Here is a 16,095-nt window from a genome sequence, read left to right on the forward strand (position 1 = left end):
GCACGTATGAAAGTCACCCGGGAACCCGTGGCATTGTCGCGCGCCACGCAGTTACTGAATCATGGACCCGTCACCATCATTACCAGCGCGCACGGCGGCCGCTCGAACGTGATGGCGGCATCGTGGGCGATGCCGCTCGATTTCACCGCGCCGAAGGTCGTCGTGGTGGTCGATAGCCGCACGCTCACGCGGCAACTGATCGAAGCGAGCGGCGTGTTTGGGCTGCAGTTGCCGAGCCGCGGATTCGCCGCGCAGACGCTGGCAGTCGGCACGAACGCGGGTGCTGAACTCGACAAGTTCTCGGCCTTCGATCTCGAAACCTTCCCTGCGCAAGAAATCGATGTGCCGATGCTGGCCGGCTGTATCACGTGGATGGAATGCAAGGTCATCCCCGACGATAGCCAGCGGCACGATCTGATCATTGGTGAGGTGGTCGCCGCCTACGCGGACAGCCGCGTGTATTCGAACAACCGCTGGCATTTCGGCGACGACCCCGATCTGCGTACGTGCCATTACGTGGCGGGCGGGACCTTCTTCGCTACGGGCGACGCGTTTGAAGTCGCGCCGGTAGCGAGCGGGGCCGCGGGTTAATCGGTTAGCGGCGGCGCGCCCACGCCGCTATTTCTGCCTTAGGAATCTGCCCGCCTTCTGCTCCAGTAGCGCGACGAGCTCGGGCTGCATGAACACATAGTCGTCGGGGATGTCGAGGCAAATCACTTTTTTGCCGCTTAAACACGCGCGGAATTTTGCCGATAGCCTCGCTCGGTGCGCTTTCTCCATGACGAAGACGATGTCGGCCCAGCGAAGCTGCTCGGGCGAAAGCTGCACGTCGGCATCCGCACCAAGTCCGGCCGAATCGGTTTCGACGTTAGGCCACGCAGCGAACACCTGCTCGGCCGTCGGGCTGCGCAGGCGGTTCTTGCTGCAGATAAACAAGGCGCGTGTCACTGACTATCGGCGATGTTTTTGTTCGAAGGCCAGGCGTGTTTCAACTATTGCCCCCGGCAAACGCCGTGAGCGCATCGCCTGCCAGCCGGTAGCGAACCCATTCGCTTTGCGCGCTCGCGCCGATCGATTCATAGAAACCGATTGCCGGCTCGTTCCAGTCGAGCACGCTCCATTCGAAGCGCCCACAGCCTGTTTCGCATGCAATTTGCGCGAGGTGGCGCAGCATCTGTTTGCCCGCGCCACTGCCACGCGATGCCGGCGATATGTACAGGTCTTCCAGATAGAGCCCCTGTTTGCCGAGCCACGTCGAATAGGAAAAGAAATAGACGCAAAAGCCGATCGGCTCGCCGTTCATTTCGCAGATCAAAGCCTTCGCCGTGGATGTGGCGGAAAACAGGCTTGTTTCGATGTCTTGAACGGTCGCGACAACTTCGTGCTCTGCTTTTTCATACACCGCGAGTCCGGTGATGAAGCGGAGAATCAAGGCGGCGTCGGGCGCGTGGGCGTGGCGGATGTGAATGGTCAAGGTGAAGGGCTCGGTCGGTCTGGATGGTGGATCGAAAGGGCTGCCGTGCGCGGCGGCCAATCTCCTGTCCCGCTATAGTACGTGGGACTGAGGCCGCCGGGTAGTGACGCCGGCTCGCTCACGATATCCATTCGCGATGGAGTTTCTCGCTGTCGCCGAGATAATCGAGCACCCATTCCAGCACCGGTGGCGTCTTGCCGCCATACCAGGCGACGCAACATGGTGCGGGCGCCTTCGGATGCTCGACCGTCTTTTCCACCAGTGCGCCGGACTCGACATAGGGCCTTGCAAGATGTACCGGCATGTAGCCGATCCCTAAACCTTCGGTGAAGCAATTGATCGCGCGCTGCCAGTCGGGCACGACCAGCCTGCGTTGATTCGGCAGCAGCCAGGTCGTGCGTTTCGGAATATCCCGCGACGTGTCTTCAAGACAGATCGACGGAAACACCGCCAGGACTTCATTGCTCAAGGGCGTTGTGACCGCGGCGAGCGGATGATGCCTGCTCACCAGAAACGCCCATTCGATCGAACCCATGTCCCTGAACTGAAATTCTCCGCCGACCGGCACGGCCGTGGTCGCGCCAATTGCGATATCGCTGCGACCGGTGGCCAGCGCTTCCCATACGCCGTTGAACACTTCGATGCTCACGATGAGCTCTACATTGTCGAAATGCCGGTAGAAGTCCGCCATCAACGCGCTGATCCTGTCCGCGCAGACGATGTTGTCGAGCGCAATAGACAGGCTCGGCTGCCAGCCGTTGGCCACGCGTAGCGTCTCGCGTTTTATTTCGTCGATCTTGTTGAGCATGCCGCGCGCTTCGTTGACAAAATGGCGGCCGGCCTCGGTCAATACAACCGTGCGATGCAGGCGCCGGAACAGCTCGACGCCGAGTTCCTCTTCGATGTTCCGGACCGCATAACTGACCGCCGACGGCACCCGATGCAATGCCTTCGCCGCAGCGGTAAAGCTGCCGGTTCGGGCAATCAGGTCGACCAGTTGCAGCGATTCTATCGACAGCACAAGACGCTCCTCACTGTGAAACGATTTAACAGCAGAAGTGAAAATATAGCGTTTCAGGTTTTAACCGGACAAGTAGATACTGTGCCGAGTTCGCTTATACGACAGGCATTCGGGCCTGGCAATCGATAAATCGCGCGTCATCTGCGGAAGAATAAAAATTCCGTCCTGTCAACTTATGCTGATGATTTGAATGTGGATATTATGTCCGGCAATGTGATTGGATTAACTGCGGTTGCTGTACTGGGCGGATGCGCCGTGGCATTACAGGGCCAGTTTATGGGCGTCATGGAAAAGAGCATCGGTACCACCGGTGGTATTTTCGTCAATTACGCAAGCGGTGCCTTACTGGCAATCGTTCTGCTTTTCACGCTTCGCGACGGCAGCACGAGAGCATGGATGGACGTGCCCTGGTACGCGCTGACCGCCGGTGTGCTGGGACTCGTGATCGCCGGCTCGATCGGCTACACAGCTTCGCGGCTCGGCCTGACCACGGCATTCACCATCATTGTCGGCACGCAGTTCATCGTGTCGCTGTTGCTCGACCAGTTTGGCTGGCTGGGCGCGACCGCGCGCCCAGCGGACCTTACGCGGCTGGCTGGCGTGGGCGCGATTATCTTCGGTGTCTGGCTCACGTCGAAGTAGCGGCTAGTCTGATAACGGGTGTATCGCCCGCTCGCCGATAGCGCGTCTCGCAGCGGACGCGGTTACCCACCCGATCTTTCATGAACTCCAAGACGTGCCGCACGGCGGATTGCCGGGGCACGCGCGCGGCGTCGCGCCGGTCATAGGCAAACATGACCGGGTACGACGACTTCAACTTTAAAAGAAAGCAGGAGGCCAAATGTCCCCCAGCGATGTCGCTATCGACCTGATTCTCAACACGGAAGACGTCATTGCGTATCGTGCCGAGCGTTATATCGAAGTAAAACCCGGCCGACGTTCACCCATTCACATCAATTTCAAAAATACGCTGCCGCATAAGCCAGTCAGGGAGACACTGGCTAATCTGTTGTCCGAACAGATGGAGAAAGACGGCATTACGTATGTATGCGGGCTGGAAAGCGGAGGCAGTTATTTTGCGTCGCGTTGTTCGGACAATCTGGCAGCCCCGTTGTCGCTCTATCGGAAGGACGAAAAGCGGCATGCGGAAGGCGGCCGGCTCGTGGGCAGCGATCCTAAACACGGCAGCAAGATCGCAATTGTCGACGATACGCTGGTGTCGGGCCGGACGGTCGAACCGGTGGTCGACTACCTGCGCCAGTTTGCGGGCGAAATTCATTTGTACACGATCCTGAGTTACGGCCTCGACGCCCTCATCAAGCACCGCTTGCGGGTAACCAAAATCACGTCGATTGCGCAGATCGGCTGCCTTGTACGAGCCGCTGTCGAGAACGGCAAGTTCGGCCTGCGGGATGCTGAAGAGATCGAACGATTTATTGAAAAACAGGTAAAGGAAAGCGGAGTCAATTGATATGAGCCAGGACATGATTGTTGTACTCGATTTCGGTAGCCAGTACACCCATTTGATCAAGGTTGCGTTCGACTCGATCGGTGTTCCCACTGAGATCGTGCCTGCGGATCTGAAGTATCGCGACTATGTTCGCGACGGTGGACGGCAGTTAAAGGGCGTTGTGTTCTCGGGCGGCGCGTCTTCCGTGAAGTTGAACGAGATTGCGTTCGACCGTGATTGGCTCGAAACGGGTCTGCCGGTGCTGGGACTCTGTTATGGTCATCAGTTGCTTGCGAGTTTGTATGGCGGCAGCGTCGGCAAGGAACAGTCGGAGTTCGGCGACACCAAAGTGGACGTGCTCGAAGCTGGTGAGTTGTTCGCGGGCGTGCAACAACGGCAGATTACCGTGTGGATGAGCCACAACGATTCCGTGTTGTCCGTACCCGAAGCGTTCTGCGTCATTGCGCGCAGCGCGAGCGGCGCGATTGCCGCGCTCGAAGATCCAAAGCGGCGCTTGTATAGCTTGCAGTTCCACCCGGAGGTGTCGCACACCGAATCCGGTACGGCGATGCTCACTAACTTTGCATTTCGCATCTGTGGCGCGCAGCCGGCACAGAAGTGGACTCCGCAGGCGTTCGTTGAACAGAAGATTCCGGAGATCAAGGCGTTCGTCAAGGATCGCCGCATCATTGTCGGCTTGTCGGGCGGCGTCGATTCTTATGTGATGACGAAGCTGATCCGGCAGAGCGTCGCTAAAGACCAACTGGTCGCAATCTATGTTGATAGCGGCCTGATGCCCACTCAGACTGAATTCGAAGTCGAGCGGTTTTGCGCCGATAACGATATCCATCTGCAGATCATTCGTGAGGCCGATCGATTCTTCGGTGACTTAACCGGTGTGACGGAATCGTTCCAGAAGTGCAAGGTGATCGGCAAGGCATTTATCGACGCATTTGAAGTCGTCGCGAAGCAGCAGCATGCCGAAGTATTCGCGCAAGGCACGATCTGGTCGGACGTAGTGGAAAGCGGCGTGACGAAGTTCTCTTCGCAGATCAAGCCGCACCACAATGTCGGCGGATTGCCAGAGCGACTGAACTTCGACATGCTGGAACCGCTCCGCTATCTGTTCAAGGATCAGGTGCGCAAGATCGGTACTTACTTTGAATTGCCCGACTACGTCGTGCATAAGAAAGTGTTTCCAGGTCCGGGCTTTGCAATTCGCGTACAAGGAGAGGTGACGCGTGAGCGGGTCGCACTCGTTCGCCAGTCCACCGAGATTGTCGAGGACGTGATCAACAACTCGCCCGTGTCGCGCGACGTGTGGATGGCATTCAGCATTCTTGTCGACGTGCCGAGCCTCGGCGTGAAGGGCGACAAACACGTGAAGAACGAACAGGCCATTGTGATTCGCGCGGTGGAGTCGACTAACTCGATGACCGCGAATTTCTCGCGCAAGGTGTTTCCATACCTGGCGGAAATATCAAAGAAGATTACCGATCAAATGGACATTGGCCGGGTTGTCTACGACATCACCGATAAGCCGCCTGCAACGATCGAGTGGCAATAAGAATTGCGCGCTGACGAGGCGCGCGATGGAGACCCGACGCTCCGCTGCAAATCGCGGAGTGTCGTTAGAAGAACATTCGGGAGTAAACATGGTGAGCCTGTTGAAACGGATCGTTTCCGGCGGACAAACCGGCGTCGACCGCGGCGCGCTGGACGCCGCGTTGGAGATGCAATTTCCCTGCGGTGGATGGTGCCCGGCGGGAAGACTGGCAGAGGATGGCGCGATACCGGAGCGGTATCCGCTGACCGAACTTCCCAACGCAGGCTATGAAGAGCGGACGCTGCGGAATCTGCTCGATACCGATGGCACGGTGGTGATCCACTCTGGCAGTTTGAGCGGCGGCACGCTCGAAACTTATGAGTGGTGCGTGGCGCGAGGCAAGCCGGTGAAGACCATAGACTCCGCTGTGACGCCGCAAGCCACGGCGGCTGAAGAGATCGGACGGTTCATGGAGCGGCATAACATCGAAACGCTGAACGTGGCAGGTCCGCGGGCCAGCAAGGCACCGCAGGCCCAGCAATACACTCGCGAAGCTGTCACGCTGATGCTGGAGCGCTACGTCAAGCCGTTTCTAAAGTGACTCGCATGGGCGGCGACAGCCATCGCGGCGTTCTATATGCATGCTCCGGTGTGCTGATTCTGAGTGTGGACACCTTGCTGGTCCGTCTCGTCGGTCCGGTCGATCCGCTGCAGATTGCCTTCTGGCGCGGCGTATTCATGTTCGCCACCAGCGTGGCCGCATGTATTTGCTTTACGCGTGGAAGAACCCTGTTGGCGTGCTCGATCAAGCAACGTCTGTTCTGGTTGGCGTCGCTTTGCTACGGGAGCGCTTCGTTATCTTTCGTGTACGCGCTGCGCTGTACCGATGCCGCAGGTGTGCTGTTCATTATTTCCGCGACGCCACTGTTTGCGGCGCTGCTTTCTCGTCTGGCGCTGAGCGAACGGACACCCGCGCCGACCTGGCTGGCGATGCTGGTGGCGCTCGGCGGCATCGGCCTGGTTCAGCATGGCAGCATCGGTGACCTACAGACCTCGGGGAACGCCATGGCAGTGGCGAGCGCATTGGCGATGAGCGCTGCCTTTGTGGTTTCCCGCAAGAGTGCCGCAAACATGGCGCTGGCGCCCGCCGCCGGTGGTCTGCTGAGCGCGTGTGCCGTGCTACCGTTGCTTGATCGCGTGGGCTTCGTCGACAACCTGCAATGGCACTGGATGGGCATTGAGGCTGGCGTAGTGGTGCCGATCGCATTCGGCCTGATCGGTTTGAGCACGCGCTTTCTTGCAGGGCCACAGCTCAGCCTGATTCTGTTGCTCGAAACACTGCTCGGACCGGTTTGGATCTGGCTGATTTTAGGCGAGCGTCCTTCGGCGTTCGGCCTGATCGGCGGCGCGGTTATCCTGATTGCCCTCACGTTTAACATCGGGATGTTGACGTCGCGTTCGCGGCTCGCGCTGCGACGCCGTCGCGCGGACTGAGACGTGCCGCATGGCGCAGTGGTTTATGCTGTCGTCGCTCAAGTCCGGAGACCGCATATGAAGCGACTATTCATTCTTGCCACGCCTTTTCTGTTTGTTGGCATCCGCGCCCACGCCGAGACCATCGATTGCAAGAACGCATCCGATCAGGCCACACTCAACCAGTGCGCCGACCTCGACTATCAGGCGGCCGACAAGAAACTGAACGAGACCTACAGCAAGTTGCTGAAGAAGGTCAGCCCGCAAGGCAAACCGCGATTGCAGAGGGCCGAGCGCGCATGGGTCGCCTATCGCGACGCGCAATGCGAGTTCCAGACTTCGTCGCCGACATCCTACAGCGCCCAGCCGATGATTCACTTGTATTGCCTGAGCCGCCTCACAGAAGCGCAAACCAAGCTGCTCGACGAGCAATTGCACTGCGCAGAAGGCGACATCGGCTGCGGCCAGCAGTGACCGCGAGAGCACGTGCTCGTCGAGATTGCGATTGACGTGTCCTCACAAAATCGTTTACTGTCGATCCATGGACTTCCACTCGATTCCCTTCGCTGCCGTCACCACCACGACGACCACCTTCACCGGCGGGTCGTCTGGAGGTTGCGCACGCTAGAAGCAAGAAGCTGTGGCAGACCACCAAAGGCCCCGCCGGAAACGGACGGGGCCTTTGGCGTTTCTGGACCTCCGTTTGCGGCATCCATCTACAGGATTTGCAACATCCAACCAAACGGAGCATGACTGTGAACGACATCGATCATCGTGTACTGGGCAATAAACTCGACCTCTTCCATCAGCAGGAAGAAGGCCCCGGCATGGTTTTCTGGCACCCACGTGGCTGGGAGCTGTACCGCGTGCTGGAAGACTATATTCGCGCTCGCATGCGGTGCGCGGGCTTTCGGGAGATCCGTACGCCACAATTGCTGGCGCGCTCGTTGTGGGAGAAAAGCGGCCATTGGGAGAAGTTTGGCGCGGCGATGTATTCGTTTGCCGAAGCGGAGCAAGGCCCTGTGGAACGGGGTGGCGCTGAAGCACGCGATGCGGAACAAGGGCGCGCGCTGTGTCTGAAGCCGATGAGTTGTCCGTGTCACGTGCAGGTGTTCAACCAGCGCGTGCGGTCGTATCGTGAGTTACCGGTTCGTTATAGCGAATTCGGCGCGTGTCATCGTGACGAGCCCTCGGGGTCGCTTGAAGGGCTCAAGCGTACGCGTGCATTCGTGCAGGACGATGCGCATGTGTTCTGCACGGAGGCACACATCGAAGCCGAAGTCGTCAGCTTCTGTTCGCTGTTGCGGACGGTCTACGCGGACCTCGGCTTCCCAGCCTTCAAAGTAGCGCTCGCCACGCGGCCCGCGATGCGCGCGGGCAACGATCAAACGTGGGATCACGCGGAAGATGCGCTCGCAAATGCGGCGCGTGCAGCGGGTCTCGAGTTCGACATCCTCGAAGGCGAGGGCGCATTTTACGGCCCGAAACTCGAGTTTCATCTGACGGACAGCCGTGAACGCAGTTGGCAATGCGGCACGATTCAGCTCGATTTTGTGCTGCCCGAGCGGCTCGATGCGGAGTACGTCAACGAGCGCAATGAACGCGAGCGGCCGGTGATGATTCATCACGCGGTGCTTGGCAGCATGGAGCGTTTCATCGCGATGCTGCTCGAACATCACGAAGGATGGCTGCCGGTGTGGCTCGCGCCGGAGCAGGTCGTGGTCGCGACGATCAGCGATGCGAACGCGGCCTACGCGCAGGAAGTGATGCAGGCGCTCGACGAAGCCGGTATCAGGGCGCTGCTCGACAACCGACCCGAGCGGTTGGAGAAGAAGATCGTCGATGCAAGGGAAAAGCAGGTGCCGATTTTCGTCGCAGTTGGTTCGCGCGATGAGCGCGACCGGACGATCAGTATTCGCCTGCGCGACGGGCAGCAGTCGACGCTTGCGCTCGCGGAGGGTGTCGAAAATTTGCGGTTGGCTGCGCTGCCGCCGCCATTGCGATCCACTCTGTGACGGGTAGTCCATCACCGGTCGGCGTGTGCTCGCCGCCGGTGATGGCGTCCCCCTAAATCTCCAGCACACCCGCCGCCATGAAACCGCCGTCCACCGGTACTGTCTGGCCGTTCACATACGACGCCTGCTCGGAGCACAGGAAGCCGACCACGGCGGCGATTTCCGCCGGGACGCCGTAGCGCTTCGCCGGCACCGCACGCGTGTAATTGTCGCGCGCGACTTGCGAATGCAGATCGAGTGTCATCGGCGTGTCGATCGGCCCTGGCGCGACGCCGTTGGTCGTGATGCCGTATTCAGCGAGCTCAATCGCCATCTGCCGGGTGAGCCCGACCACTGCGGCCTTCGACGTGCCGTAGGCGGTGCGTCCCGAACTCGCGCGCAATCCGCTGACGGAGGCGATATTCACGATTCGTCCCCAGCCGGTCTTGCGCATTAGCCGGGCGGCGTGCTGGCCGCAGAGCATCGGCCCAGTCACGTTCACGTCGAAGACTTTGCGCCAGTGTTCGACCGGATAGTCGAGAAACGGAAACGTCTTGGCGATGCCGGCGTTGTTCACGAGAATGTCGCAGCGGCCGAACTGGTTCTCGATGGCGTTGAACGCGGCGTCGATCGAGGCCGGTGCGGACACGTCGAGTTGTACTGCATACGCTTCGTGACCCGCCGCGCAGAGAGAACCCGCGAGATCGTTCGCTGCATGCGCGTTGATGTCGCCGATGAAGACGATGTGCCCGGCTTCAGCAAGCTGTTGCGAAATGGCCGCGCCGATCCCGTTACCGCCGCCCGTGACGAGCGCGACGCGCGGATGGTTGAGGGAAGACCGGCCACGACGGGAAGTTTCAGTATTCAGGTTCACTGCGAACTCTCGAATGATGGGAAACAGTGGAAAGAAATCGGCTTCAAAACAGAGATCAAAAAGCAGCTATCAAAAAGCGCAGGTCGAAAAACAGGCGCTAAAGGGCAATCACGTCGTCAAAAACCCAATCGACAACCACGGCACGAAAGCGACCACCAGCAGCGCGATGAACAGCGCGCCGAGATAACCCCACACGCGGCTCACGACCCGATCCGGCGACACCTTGCCGATTGCGCACGCGGCATAGAAGCCGACGCCCATCGGCGGCGCGAACAGACCGAGTCCCATCGAGAGGATCACGACCATCGCGTAGTGAACGTCGTGAATACCGAGCGCCCGCGCCACCGGAAACAGCAGCGGCCCGAACAGCACGATCGCGGGGATGCCTTCGAGCACGCTGCCGAGCACCACGAACAACACAATCGAGACGCACAGAAACGCGCGCGGACCGCCCGGTATCTGTTCCATCGCCGCCACCAGCGACGCGGAGAAGCCCGATTGCGTCAGCGCCCAGGCCATCGCGGTGGCCAAACCGATGATCAGCAGAATGGCGCCGGACAGACTCGCGGTATCGAGCAGCAGCGAATAGAGGCGGCGCCATTCGATCCGGCGTCCGCACAGATGCAGGAGCACGCCCGCAATCAGCGTGTACGCGATACCGATGGTCGACACTTCAGTGGCAGTGGCCGCGCCTTCGATCACCACCACGCGAATCAGCATCGGTAGCGCGAGCGCGGGCAGTGCAATCACAAAGGTGCGCAGAATCGTGCGCCATGGCGCGCGCGTGCTGTTGCTCGGTGGTTCGTGCCGCGCGCGCCGCCAGCAGACGAAGCCGATTGCGATCGTCGCGACCACGGCCGGCATGATCCCGCCAACGAACAGCGCGGTGATCGACACGCCGCACACCGCGCCGATCGTGATCAGCACGAGGCTTGGCGGAATCGTTTCGGTCATTGCGCCGGTCGACGACAGCAGCGCGACCAGTTCCTCGGGCTTGGCGCCGCGTCGTTGCATTTCCGGGAAGAGCGCGGGCGCAATCGCTGCCATGTCCGCGGCTTTCGCACCGGAGATGCCGGAAACCAGAAACATCGCACCGAGCAGCACATACTGCAGGCCGCCGCGCACATGACCGAGCAACGCAGCCATGAAGTCGATCAGACAACGCGCGAGCCCGCTCAATTCCAGCAAGGCGCCGAGCAGCACGAACAGCGGCACCGCCAGCAGCACCAGATTCGCCATCCCTTCATCCATCCGGCTCACGACGATGCCGAGCGGCGCATGCGTCATCAGCACCAGATAGGCGAGCGTCGCGGTGCCGAAGCTGAATGCGATCGGCACGCCGCCCGCCACGCACAGTCCCACTAGCACGACGAAGAATACGATCAGGTTCAGGTTGCCGAGCGCGAGCAGATAAGGTTGCGCGATCCACAACCCGGCGCCGATTGCCCCCGCAGTGAGCAAGGCGCCGGCGAACTGTCCCGGACTCACTTCACGTGCGATGCGGGCGAGTGCCGCCAACAGCATCAATACCGCGCCGACCGGCAACGCGGCGCAACGCCAGCCGTCCGGCAACTGCAAAGCGGGCGTGCTGACCGGCATCTGCAGGTTCATGTGCTCGATGGCCGGCGTGATGATCAGCGCGACGAAGGTGCAGACCGTCAGCGCGCTGACCGCTTCGAGCCAGCCGCGCCATTTCTCCGGCAGGCGCGTGACGATCGCAGTGAGTCGCATATGCGCGCCGCGGTGCAAGGCGAGCACGGCGCCGAGCATGGCCAGCCAGCTAAACAGGATCGACGCGAGTTCGTCGGACCAGATCAGCGGCTGGTTTAGCCCATAACGAAAGATCACGCCGCACAGCAGAATCACCGTCTCGGCGACGACGAGGCAGGCCGCCACCGCGCCTACGCCGTGCATCACCCAATCGACGGCCGTCGTCAGGCCGCGCGCGAGCCAGCCGTCGTTTTCCAGTTTCTTCGTCAAGGTCAGATGCATGGTGCGTCAGGCGAGTTTGCCGGTGTATGTTTCGAGGGCAGTCCACGCGTCGTCGCCGAACTTCCTGTGCCAGTCGGCGTAGAAGCCCGTCGTGGTCAACTGGCGGCGGAATGCATTGATATCGACATCGTTGAACTGCAGGCCCTTCGCTTTCAGCTCGGGCATCAGTGACGCGTTCAACTTCGCGACGTCGCCACGCTCCTGCATGGCCGCGTCGTTGACGGCGTTCTGCACGATGACCTGGAGGTCTTTCGGCAGGCGCGCGAACGACTGCTTGTTCACGAGGAACCAGAAGCCGTCCCACATGTGATTGGTCATCGAGCAATACTTCTGCACTTCGTAAAGCTTGGCCGCGGTGATGGTGGCGAGCGGATTCTCCTGGCCCTCGACCACGCGCGTTTGCAGCGACGAATACACCTCGGAGAAATTGATGCTTGCCGGCGACGCACCGAGTGCCTGGAACATCGACGTCCAGATCGGACTCATCGGCACGCGCAGCTTGATGCCCTTCAGGTCGCCCGGCAGGTGGATCGGCTTGGTGCTGGTGGTGGTTTGGCGATAACCGTTGTCCCAGATCTTTTCGAACGCGAACACCGACGTCTTCGCAATCTCCTGGCGCACGCGCGCACCGAGTGCGCCGTCGAGCGCGGGCCACACCTGGCCGTAGTCCTTGAACGCGAAGCCGACGCCCGTGATCTGCGCAGCCGGCACGAGGGTGCCGAGAATCAGCGGCGACAGCGTGAAGTAGTCGATCGCGCCCGAGCGGACTTGCGACAGCATGTCGGTGTCGCTGCCCAACTGGTTGTTGGAATACACCTGGAAATCGACGCGTCCTTTGCTTTCCGACGCGATGCGCGCGGCGGCTTCTTTCGCGCGGATATTCATCGGATGGGTGGCCGGCAGGTTGTTCGCGTACTTGAGAGTGAACTCCGCAGCGTGCACGTTGCGGCCGTGCAGGCCGGCAAACGAAGCGGCGGCGGCAAGAGAGGCGCATTTGAGAAAGTCGCGCCGGGTGGTAACGCTCATCGTCTGTCTCCTGGGTTTTATGTTTGCCGCGTCGAAAGCGGGTGCCCAACTAAAAGCAAATTGGATGCCATTTGGCGCAAGCGGCGCGGGTGTTGGCGTCGACGCCGCACACGAGGGTTATTGCCAGGCTGAAGAGAGGGTCCAGGTGTCGAGCGGATGCGACACCTGTCGCACGCTTTGTGTCGCACGCATACGGCGAATTGAACGGCGGGTTCACGCGCCGTGCAGGGGCGGGATCGGCTGCCGTTGCTTGGCCTGGCGAGCGTTGGCGCGGCGGGCGCTGCCCACGCGTCGTGCCGTCCGCATCGTGGCCGGGACCGATTGGCCTGGGTCTTGCATGGAGATCGGCCATGTCGCAGCCAACTCAGTCAAGGAGTCGTTCGCAATGCAACCGACCATCATCGGATGGAGCCACATCCCGTTCGGCAAACTCGATGCACTCGATATCGAGCGCATGATTGCCGATACCGCGCTCGGCGCGCTCGATCACGCCGGCATCGACGCCGATCAGATAGATTCGATTCACGTGGGCACCTTCAACGGCGGCTTCGTCTACCAGGACTTTCCGTCGGCGCTGGTCTTCAACGCGATTCCTGAGTTGCGCTTCACCTCGACCGTGCGCTGTGAAAACGCGTGCTCGACCGGCTCGGCTGCGGTGTATTCCGCGCTCGATGCGGTCCGCTCGGGACGCTCGACCTGCGCGCTGGTGATCGGATACGAAAAAATGACGAGCCTGCCGACCGCCGAAGTTGGGAAGGTGCTGCAAAAGTGCTCGTATGCGAGCGAAGAGGCGGACGTGCCGGGCGGCTTCGCGGGTATTTTCGGCCAGCTCGCGCAAACGTACTTCGATCGCTATGGCGATCAGTCGGACGCACTCGCTGCGATTGCCGCGAAGAACCATCACAACGGTGTGTCGAATCCGTATGCCCATATGCGCCGCGATTTCGGCTATGACTTCTGCCGCACGCCGTCGGAGAAGAATCCGTTCGTCGCTGGGCCGCTGAAGCGTACCGACTGCTCGATGATCTCGGACGGCGCGGCGGCATTGATCATTGCTTCACCGGACATCGCGCGGCGCGCGCGTCATGCGGTCGAGTTTCGCGCGACGGTCCAGGTGAGCGACTATCTTCCGCTCTCGCGGCGCGATCCGATCGCCTTCGAAGGGGCGCGGCTCGCGTGGAAACAAGGCTTGGCGCAAGCCGGCATGACGCTCGACGATCTGTCGCTGGTTGAAACGCACGACTGTTTCACGATTGCCGAGTTGATCGAATACGAAGCCATGGGTCTTGCAGAGCCGGGCCAGGGCGCGCGCGTGATTCTCGACGGCGTGACGACGAAAGAAGGACGCCTGCCGGTCAACGCCTCGGGCGGGTTGAAGGCGAAGGGGCATCCGGTCGGCGCGACGGGTGTGTCGATGCACGTGATGGCGGCCATGCAGGTGACCGGCCAGGCCGGTGCGATGCAGATTCCGAATGCGCGCACGGCCGGCGTCTTCAACATGGGCGGCGCGGCGGTGACCAACTATTTGAGCATCCTCGAAGCACGCCGCTGAACGGCATCCAATAACCTGGACCCCCGATGTGGGGTCTCTCCACTTCTCATTCTTCAAAGCACCTGCTTATGCTGACCACCGTCATGAACCTCGGGAATCTGCTGACCGATGCAGCCCGACGCCACGCCGATCAACCCGGCTTCATCCACGCCGGGCGCAGCACGAGCTGGCAGGACCTCAACGCGCGCGTTGACGCCGTCGCACACGGGTTGAGCCGGCTCGGCATCGGCAAGGGCGACAAGATTCTCGTGCACTCGCGCAACAACCTGCCGCTGTTCGAAAGCGCGTGGGTCGCGTTCAAGCTCGGCGCCGTGTGGGTGCCGACCAACTGCCGGATTACCGCCGCGGAAGCGGCGTATCTCGGCGAATCGAGCGGTGCGAGGGCGATGATCTACGAAGCCGGCTTCGACGCTCACGTCGATGCGGTGCGCGCTGCGTCACCCGCCTTGCAGCACGTGATCGCGATCGGCCCGCCGCGTGTGGGCGAACTCGCCTACGAAACACTCGCCCAGCAGATGGACGCACCGCCGTTCACCGCTGTCGACGTGGATCGCGACGATCCGTTGTGGTTCTTCTATACGTCCGGCACGACGGGACGTCCGAAAGCCGGTGTGCTCACACATGGGCAGATGGCTTTCGTATTGACCAATCACATTGCCGATCTGATGCCCGGTTTAACGCACCGGTCGCGCTCGCTCGTGGTCGCGCCGCTGTCGCACGGCGCGGGCATTCACGCGATGGTCAATGTTGCGCGCGCGGCGGCTAGCGTCCTGCCGGCGTCGGAGAAGCTTGATGCGGAAGAAGCGTGGGCACTCGTGCAGGAACATCGCGTCGACAATATGTTCACCGTGCCGACCATCGTCAAGATGATGACTGAGCATGAATCGGTGGATCGTTACGATCACAGTTCACTGAAGTATGTGATTTACGCCGGCGCGCCGATGTATCGCGGCGATCAGAAGCATGCGCTGGGCAAACTCGGCAAGGTGCTTGTGCAGTATTACGGCCTCGGCGAAGTAACCGGCAACATCACCGTGCTGCCGCCTTCGCTGCACACCGCCGACGATCATGCCGCCGACAGTCGCGTGGGCACCTGCGGCTACGCGCGCACCGGCATCGAAATCGGCATTCTCGACGACGAAGGCCATCGCCTCGCGGCGGGCGCGAGCGGCGAAATTTGCGTGCGCGGGCCGGCGGTGTTCATCGGCTATTACAACAACAACGAGGCGAACGATAAGGCCTTCCGTCACGGCTGGTTCCATACCGGCGATCTGGGTCATCTCGACGAACAGGGCTTCCTGTACATCACCGGACGCTCGTCGGACATGTACATCTCCGGTGGCTCGAACGTCTATCCACGTGAAGTCGAAGAAGCGATTCTCACGCACAAGGCCGTGCAGGAAGTCGCGGTGGTCGGCATGCCGGATCCGAAGTGGGGGGAAGTCGGCGTCGCGGTGGTGGTGCGACGCGAAGGCTGGGCGCTGGAAGAGGAAGCGTTGCTCACGCATCTGGAACCGCATCTCGCGCGCTACAAGTGGCCGAAACGCTGCGTGTTCTGGGACGCGTTGCCCAAGTCGGCTTACGGCAAGATCGTCAAGAAGGATATCAAGGCTTTGCTGGCTGCGCCGCAAGAGGCTGTCGCCGACGAAGTCCACCGCATGTAGAACAAAGAGTTGCTGAGTTGCAGAGGTTT

16 protein-coding genes are annotated in these 16,095 nt (G+C 60.9%); 10 read left to right on the forward strand and 6 right to left on the reverse strand.

Going from position 1 to position 16,095, the window contains the following annotated elements; genetic code table 11:
• Nucleotides 1–6 precede the first annotated feature (6 nt).
• The gene (locus tag PQQ96_RS07185; protein WP_408290361.1) at nucleotides 7–591 is read left to right on the forward strand and encodes a flavin reductase family protein; all 585 of its coding nucleotides are present in this window, start codon (nucleotides 7–9) and stop codon (nucleotides 589–591) included.
• 27 nt (nucleotides 592–618) lie between these two features.
• On the opposite strand, the gene PQQ96_RS07190 is transcribed toward PQQ96_RS07185, so the two are convergent.
• The 3 genes from PQQ96_RS07190 to punR all read right to left on the reverse strand — a co-directional run bounded on the left by PQQ96_RS07190 (nucleotide 619) and on the right by punR (nucleotide 2,495).
• Nucleotides 619–948, reverse strand: a complete 330-nt coding sequence (locus tag PQQ96_RS07190; RefSeq protein WP_408290362.1) for a low molecular weight protein tyrosine phosphatase family protein — start codon at nucleotides 946–948, stop codon at nucleotides 619–621.
• 40 nt (nucleotides 949–988) lie between these two features.
• Nucleotides 989–1,474, reverse strand: coding sequence for a GNAT family N-acetyltransferase (locus tag PQQ96_RS07195; RefSeq protein ID WP_408290364.1), 486 nt, complete (start codon nucleotides 1,472–1,474; stop codon nucleotides 989–991).
• Between the two features lie 118 nt (nucleotides 1,475–1,592).
• Entirely contained in the window at nucleotides 1,593–2,495 is a 903-nt protein-coding gene (gene punR / locus PQQ96_RS07200) for a DNA-binding transcriptional activator PunR (protein WP_408290366.1), read from the reverse strand.
• A gap of 201 nt (nucleotides 2,496–2,696) precedes the next feature.
• Here punR and PQQ96_RS07205 point away from each other — a divergent pair, with 201 nt between their 5' ends.
• The 7 genes from PQQ96_RS07205 to thrS all read left to right on the forward strand — a co-directional run bounded on the left by PQQ96_RS07205 (nucleotide 2,697) and on the right by thrS (nucleotide 8,979).
• On the forward strand, nucleotides 2,697–3,137 hold the full coding sequence (locus PQQ96_RS07205; protein ID WP_408290473.1) for a DMT family transporter: 441 nt from the start codon (nucleotides 2,697–2,699) through the stop codon (nucleotides 3,135–3,137).
• A gap of 199 nt (nucleotides 3,138–3,336) precedes the next feature.
• Nucleotides 3,337–3,966, forward strand: a complete 630-nt coding sequence (locus PQQ96_RS07210; protein ID WP_408290368.1) for a phosphoribosyltransferase family protein — start codon at nucleotides 3,337–3,339, stop codon at nucleotides 3,964–3,966.
• Nucleotide 3,967: 1 nt separating this feature from the next.
• Nucleotides 3,968–5,512 (forward strand): glutamine-hydrolyzing GMP synthase, encoded by a 1,545-nt coding sequence (gene guaA, locus PQQ96_RS07215; RefSeq protein ID WP_408290370.1) that lies wholly within the window; start codon nucleotides 3,968–3,970, stop codon nucleotides 5,510–5,512.
• 88 nt (nucleotides 5,513–5,600) lie between these two features.
• Nucleotides 5,601–6,092 (forward strand): putative molybdenum carrier protein, encoded by a 492-nt coding sequence (locus PQQ96_RS07220; protein ID WP_408290372.1) that lies wholly within the window; start codon nucleotides 5,601–5,603, stop codon nucleotides 6,090–6,092.
• A gap of 5 nt (nucleotides 6,093–6,097) precedes the next feature.
• The gene (locus tag PQQ96_RS07225) at nucleotides 6,098–6,985 is read left to right on the forward strand and encodes a DMT family transporter (RefSeq protein ID WP_408290374.1); all 888 of its coding nucleotides are present in this window, start codon (nucleotides 6,098–6,100) and stop codon (nucleotides 6,983–6,985) included.
• Nucleotides 6,986–7,042: 57 nt separating this feature from the next.
• Nucleotides 7,043–7,438, forward strand: coding sequence for a lysozyme inhibitor LprI family protein (locus PQQ96_RS07230; protein ID WP_408290375.1), 396 nt, complete (start codon nucleotides 7,043–7,045; stop codon nucleotides 7,436–7,438).
• A gap of 251 nt (nucleotides 7,439–7,689) precedes the next feature.
• Complete coding sequence (gene thrS, locus PQQ96_RS07235) at nucleotides 7,690–8,979, forward strand: threonine--tRNA ligase (RefSeq protein ID WP_408290377.1); 1,290 nt, start codon at nucleotides 7,690–7,692, stop codon at nucleotides 8,977–8,979.
• 52 nt (nucleotides 8,980–9,031) lie between these two features.
• Here the strand turns inward: thrS and PQQ96_RS07240 are convergent, their stop codons facing one another.
• The 3 genes from PQQ96_RS07240 to PQQ96_RS07250 form a co-directional block, all read right to left on the reverse strand.
• Entirely contained in the window at nucleotides 9,032–9,832 is an 801-nt protein-coding gene (locus tag PQQ96_RS07240; RefSeq protein ID WP_408290379.1) for an SDR family NAD(P)-dependent oxidoreductase, read from the reverse strand.
• Nucleotides 9,833–9,940: 108 nt separating this feature from the next.
• Nucleotides 9,941–11,824, reverse strand: coding sequence for a TRAP transporter large permease (locus tag PQQ96_RS07245; RefSeq protein ID WP_408290381.1), 1,884 nt, complete (start codon nucleotides 11,822–11,824; stop codon nucleotides 9,941–9,943).
• Nucleotides 11,825–11,830: 6 nt separating this feature from the next.
• On the reverse strand, nucleotides 11,831–12,850 hold the full coding sequence (locus PQQ96_RS07250; protein WP_408290382.1) for a TRAP transporter substrate-binding protein: 1,020 nt from the start codon (nucleotides 12,848–12,850) through the stop codon (nucleotides 11,831–11,833).
• Between the two features lie 385 nt (nucleotides 12,851–13,235).
• Between PQQ96_RS07250 and PQQ96_RS07255 the strand changes: the two genes are divergently transcribed.
• On the forward strand, nucleotides 13,236–14,402 hold the full coding sequence (locus PQQ96_RS07255; protein WP_408290384.1) for an acetyl-CoA acetyltransferase: 1,167 nt from the start codon (nucleotides 13,236–13,238) through the stop codon (nucleotides 14,400–14,402).
• A 68-nt stretch (nucleotides 14,403–14,470) separates the two neighbouring features.
• Complete coding sequence (locus PQQ96_RS07260; protein WP_408290386.1) at nucleotides 14,471–16,066, forward strand: acyl-CoA synthetase; 1,596 nt, start codon at nucleotides 14,471–14,473, stop codon at nucleotides 16,064–16,066.
• Nucleotides 16,067–16,095: the final 29 nt, after the last annotated feature.

It is taken from the genome of Paraburkholderia sediminicola, from assembly GCF_046027825.1.
GTDB lineage: Bacteria > Pseudomonadota > Gammaproteobacteria > Burkholderiales > Burkholderiaceae > Paraburkholderia > Paraburkholderia sediminicola_D.

Bases quoted from the DNA above. Each gene is read 5' to 3' on its own strand.
- PQQ96_RS07185 (WP_408290361.1), top strand. From the start codon at position 7: ATGAAAGTCACCCGGGAACCCGTGGCATTGTCGCGCGCCACGCAGTTA.
- PQQ96_RS07205 (WP_408290473.1), top strand. From the start codon at position 2,697: ATGTCCGGCAATGTGATTGGATTAACTGCGGTTGCTGTACTGGGCGGA.
- PQQ96_RS07210 (WP_408290368.1), top strand. From the start codon at position 3,337: ATGTCCCCCAGCGATGTCGCTATCGACCTGATTCTCAACACGGAAGAC.
- guaA (WP_408290370.1), top strand. From the start codon at position 3,968: ATGAGCCAGGACATGATTGTTGTACTCGATTTCGGTAGCCAGTACACC.
- PQQ96_RS07220 (WP_408290372.1), top strand. From the start codon at position 5,601: ATGGTGAGCCTGTTGAAACGGATCGTTTCCGGCGGACAAACCGGCGTC.
- PQQ96_RS07225 (WP_408290374.1), top strand. From the start codon at position 6,098: ATGGGCGGCGACAGCCATCGCGGCGTTCTATATGCATGCTCCGGTGTG.
- PQQ96_RS07230 (WP_408290375.1), top strand. From the start codon at position 7,043: ATGAAGCGACTATTCATTCTTGCCACGCCTTTTCTGTTTGTTGGCATC.
- PQQ96_RS07245 (WP_408290381.1), bottom strand. From the start codon at position 11,824: ATGCATCTGACCTTGACGAAGAAACTGGAAAACGACGGCTGGCTCGCG.
- PQQ96_RS07250 (WP_408290382.1), bottom strand. From the start codon at position 12,850: ATGAGCGTTACCACCCGGCGCGACTTTCTCAAATGCGCCTCTCTTGCC.
- PQQ96_RS07255 (WP_408290384.1), top strand. From the start codon at position 13,236: ATGCAACCGACCATCATCGGATGGAGCCACATCCCGTTCGGCAAACTC.
- PQQ96_RS07260 (WP_408290386.1), top strand. From the start codon at position 14,471: ATGCTGACCACCGTCATGAACCTCGGGAATCTGCTGACCGATGCAGCC.